Below are 3,778 nucleotides of genomic sequence, written 5' to 3'. Positions count from 1 at the left end.
CGCCACCCGCAGGCGCACCCGGCCGGATTCGTCAGTCTGGACCGGGGTGCGGCCGCACGCGGACAGGGCGCCCAGGGCGGTCAGGCCGAGGGCGCCGGCCATAAGGCCGCGTCGGTGCAGGCGGGGGCGAGTCATCACGTCTAGGGTGTAGGGGGGCGGGCCGCGCTTGGAAAGGAGGCGAGGCGTCGCCAGGTTGGATTTCCGCCTGGAAACGGACGCCGGAATTGAGCGAGGGGACGTAACCCTTTGAGCCAGACCGTCGCCGGTCGGATCGCGGATCGCGTCCCCTCGCCAAGTCCGGGTTGGACTTGGCCGCTATCGGGTCGGAAGTCGTTCTCAGCGTCGGCGGGCGGACCCGGCGTCGTTCGACCTTCATTCCATCGGCCCCTGGCCTTCGGCGTTCCGCAAGGCGAACCTCGCGCCGTCCGTCGATCCCGGCCTGGTTCTCCGTGATCCCGGCGCCGAGGCGCTAGAGGATCGGGAGCCTGGGCCCTGCTTCGGTGTTTCCGCGTCCTCCGAAGAGGCTTGGAACCCTGGGTCAGAGAGCCGGACCGGTCCGCTTGAGTTCCGGGTCTCCCCGGATTTCCGCGCCGCCGTGTCCCTTCGGCCTGTTGACGTTCCCGCGAAATCCGTTATTGGGCAAGCGCCCAAATCGGAGCGTCTGTGCGGAATCGACCCGGACGCGGTGGGCAAGTCTGTGGATATCTGTGGGCGGACGAAATTCGCCGAGATGGATCAGGGCGTTGCGCTGTCCACAGGAAAGGCGCGTCTGGCGGGCCGTCAGCCGATCTTGAAGCCCAGGGCGGGCAGCAGGCCGTCAAGCGCCTCGGGATCGACCCGTGCGCCGGTCCAGTCGCGCGCCGCTGAGAGGTCGGTCTGGCGGAAGCGCGCGCCCCGCAGGTCGGCGCCGCCCAGCAGCGCGCCGCCCAGCTTCACGTTCTGAAATCCGCCCCGCGCGAACGTCGTGCGCTCGAGGTCCGCTCGGCTCAGGTCGCAATCGACCACCTGGCTTCCATAGAAGTCGCCGCCGGTTAGGGCTGCGTCGGCCAGGTTGGAACGGCGCAGAACGGAGTCCGTCAGGGAGAATTCGCTGAGAGAGCGGTCATCGGCGATGCGACGGGCGAAGAGGGCGCCTTTCAGTCGTCCTCCGTCCAGGCGCGATCTCCGTATGCTGAGGCGGCTCAGGTCGGCGCCGTCGAAGACCGGATGAAGGAAGGCGCAGTCGGAGATTTCACTGTAGCGGAAGGCTGCGCGAGAGAAGTCGACGCCGCCCTCCAGGCTGCGACAGGCGAGGAAGAGGCAGGCGTCGAACACCACCCCGGCAAAGGCGGCGGCGTCGAACGTGCAGCGCTCGAACCGGGCGCCGTGAAGGGCGTCGCCGGACCAGCGCACCCTGGCGAAGGTGCAGTTCAGGAAGTGAAGATCGGCGGCGCGGGCGTCGAGGGTCTGGTTCTCGAAGCAGACGTTTTCGATCCGGCCCGACAGCGGCTCGCCCTCGTGATTGCGGGCCAGGTCGTCGGCGCCGATGGAGACCGTGAACTGATCCTTGAGGCAGTCGTACATGGCGCGCCCTATCGGACCTGAAGACCCAGTTCGGACACCAGTTTGGCGGCCTGGGCGCGGGAGATGACCGCTCCGCGCAGCATCCGGGCGTCGACCAGGCGGAAGCCGCCGAGCTCGGCGCCCCTGAGGTCGGCGTTTTCGAACCGGGCCGCATCGACGAGGGCGCCCTGAAGGCTGCATTCCTCGAACACCGCCTCACGGAAGTCGCAGCGCCGCAGGTCGGCCTGGGCGAAGTCCAGGCGGGTCAGGGTCTGCTTTCTGAACGACAGGCCCGACAACTGGGCGCCGACCAGCAGGGTCTCTTCGAAACGCAGGTCGATGCCGCGCGCCTCGGACAGGTCGGCGCCGGTCAGCTTGGAATGGAGGAAGGCGGCGCCGGACAGATTGGCGCCGCGAAAGACGCCGTTGCTGAAGTCGACGGAGGCGAAGGCGGCGTCCGCCAGCTTGGCGCCGGCCAGGCGGATGAAGCTGGCGCGGCAGGACTTCCAGACGCTGTTCTCAAGCCGCGCTCCGGTCAGGTCCGTGCGGCGCAGGACGCAACGCTCAAAGGTCCAAGAGGACAGGTCCAACTGCGACAGGTCGGCGTCTTCGAGATCGCAGTCGATCAGATGGACGGGCGCGTCGTCGCGCAGCAACGCCTGGATGTCCGGGCGGGCGAGGCGTCTGTCGGTGATGATTTGGGAGGCGGGCATGACGCAACCAGATACGGCGAGGGCGGAAGAGACGCCATCATCTCCGGGCCTTGCGCCATCTTCGGTCGTGTCGAGGGCAGGGGCGGACCAGAGCTGCCGGCTCTGGTCCGCCTTGCTTGACCTGGGTCCGGCCTTAGCGGGCGCGGATGAAGGTGCGGATGTCGCTGGATAGCTTCTTCAGGTCGTCGTCGCGCACATACATCATGTGGCCTGAGTGGTAGTAGTGCCACTCGATGCGGCCGTCGGTCGGGAAGCCCGGACGGTTCAGCGAGTATTCGGCGCCGAAGAAGGGCGTGGCGAAGTCGTAGTAGCCCTGACCCACCCAGACGCGCAGGCCGCTGTTCTCACGCAGGGCGCGGCCGATGTAGGGGGCGACGTTCAAATACTCTGCGCCGCCGCGTCCGGCGGTCGGCAGGTTCCAGTCCCAGTTCCGGGTGCCGCCGATCGAGGAGTAGACTACGTCGGGCGAATACTTCAGGCCTTCGCGCGCCCAGGCGTTCATGGCGGCGGTATAGGCGCCGTCGATGCCGTAGAAGCTGGGGTCGTTGTCCGGGCGGTCGCCGGCGTTGTCGTAGTCGACGCCGGTGTAGCGGGCGTCCAGACGGCCGATGGTCAGGCCGCGATCCCGCAGCAGCTCCTTGTAGAAGCGGCCGGGCGACAGGCGCAGGTTGGCGTTGCTGAGATAGGTCTGCGAGATGCCGGTGTAGCGCGACAGCTGCTGCAGGATCGTCGCCCGTTCGTCGGCCGGCAGGGCGTTGCCCTTCAGCAGGGCCGAGGCGTAGGGGCCGATGGCCCAGGCGCGGGCCTCGGCGACGAATTCCTCGACCGTGGCGGGCTTGTTCGGCACCTTGTCGTGATACCAGGCGGCGGCCGCCATCGAGGGCAGGGTGGTGACGAAGCCCAGCTCATTGCCCTGGGCGTCGGCGGCCAGGCTGAAGTCCAGGATCGACGAGATCAGCAGGATGCCGTTGATCGATACGTCGGTGTAGCTGCCTTCCAGCTCGTTGATCACCGCCGCCGAACGGGTGGTGCCATAGCTCTCGCCGCCGATGAATTTCGGCGCGTTCCAGCGGCCGTGCTCGTTCAGCCACAGGCGGATGAACTCGGCGATCGACTTGGCGTCTTTGGTCACGCCCCAGTAGTCGGCCGGGTCGGTCTTGCCCAGGGCGCGGCTGAAGCCGGTGCCGATCGGGTCGATGAAGACGATGTCGGTGACGTCCAGCAGGGAGTCGACGTTGTCGATGATGGGGAAGGGCGCGGCGCCGTCGTCGCGGGCGTCCGACGGCACGACCACGCGCTTGGGCCCGAAGGCGCCCATGTGCAGCCACAGGGAGCCGGAGCCGGGGCCGCCGTTCCACAGGAAGGTCACGGGGCGGTTCGGGTCCGTCGGACCTTCCTTGATGTAGCTGTAGGAGACCATGGCCGCGAGCGGCTTGCCTTCCTTGTCCTTCAGATAGGTCTCGCCGGCGATGGCGCGGTAGGCGATGCGCTGGCCGCCGAAGACGCCGGTGTGGCGGGTCTCG

General features: G+C 68.0%; 3 protein-coding genes. All 3 read right to left on the bottom strand.

Annotated elements, in window-relative coordinates:
- Positions 1-780: 780 nt before the first annotated feature.
- Positions 781-1,563, bottom strand: coding sequence for a pentapeptide repeat-containing protein (locus tag RT567_RS14730; RefSeq protein ID WP_313577002.1), 783 nt, complete (start codon positions 1,561-1,563; stop codon positions 781-783).
- A gap of 8 nt (positions 1,564-1,571) precedes the next feature.
- Complete coding sequence (locus tag RT567_RS14725) at positions 1,572-2,255, bottom strand: pentapeptide repeat-containing protein (RefSeq protein ID WP_313577001.1); 684 nt, start codon at positions 2,253-2,255, stop codon at positions 1,572-1,574.
- A 133-nt stretch (positions 2,256-2,388) separates the two neighbouring features.
- The coding region (locus tag RT567_RS14720) for a S10 family serine carboxypeptidase-like protein (protein WP_313577000.1) at positions 2,389-3,778 on the bottom strand (1,390 nt) is incomplete at its 5' end.

It is taken from the genome of Brevundimonas sp., from assembly GCF_032107865.1.
In the GTDB taxonomy this organism is placed as follows: Bacteria; Pseudomonadota; Alphaproteobacteria; order Caulobacterales; family Caulobacteraceae; genus Brevundimonas.
Note: the sequence above shows the minus strand (reverse complement) of the source record. Positions and strands in the feature narration are given on the sequence as shown.

What these genes read in the sequence shown, in the direction of transcription:
- RT567_RS14730 (WP_313577002.1), bottom strand. Translation starts at nt 1,563, where the DNA reads ATGTACGACTGCCTCAAGGATCAGTTCACGGTCTCCATCGGCGCCGAC.
- RT567_RS14725 (WP_313577001.1), bottom strand. Translation starts at nt 2,255, where the DNA reads ATGCCCGCCTCCCAAATCATCACCGACAGACGCCTCGCCCGCCCGGAC.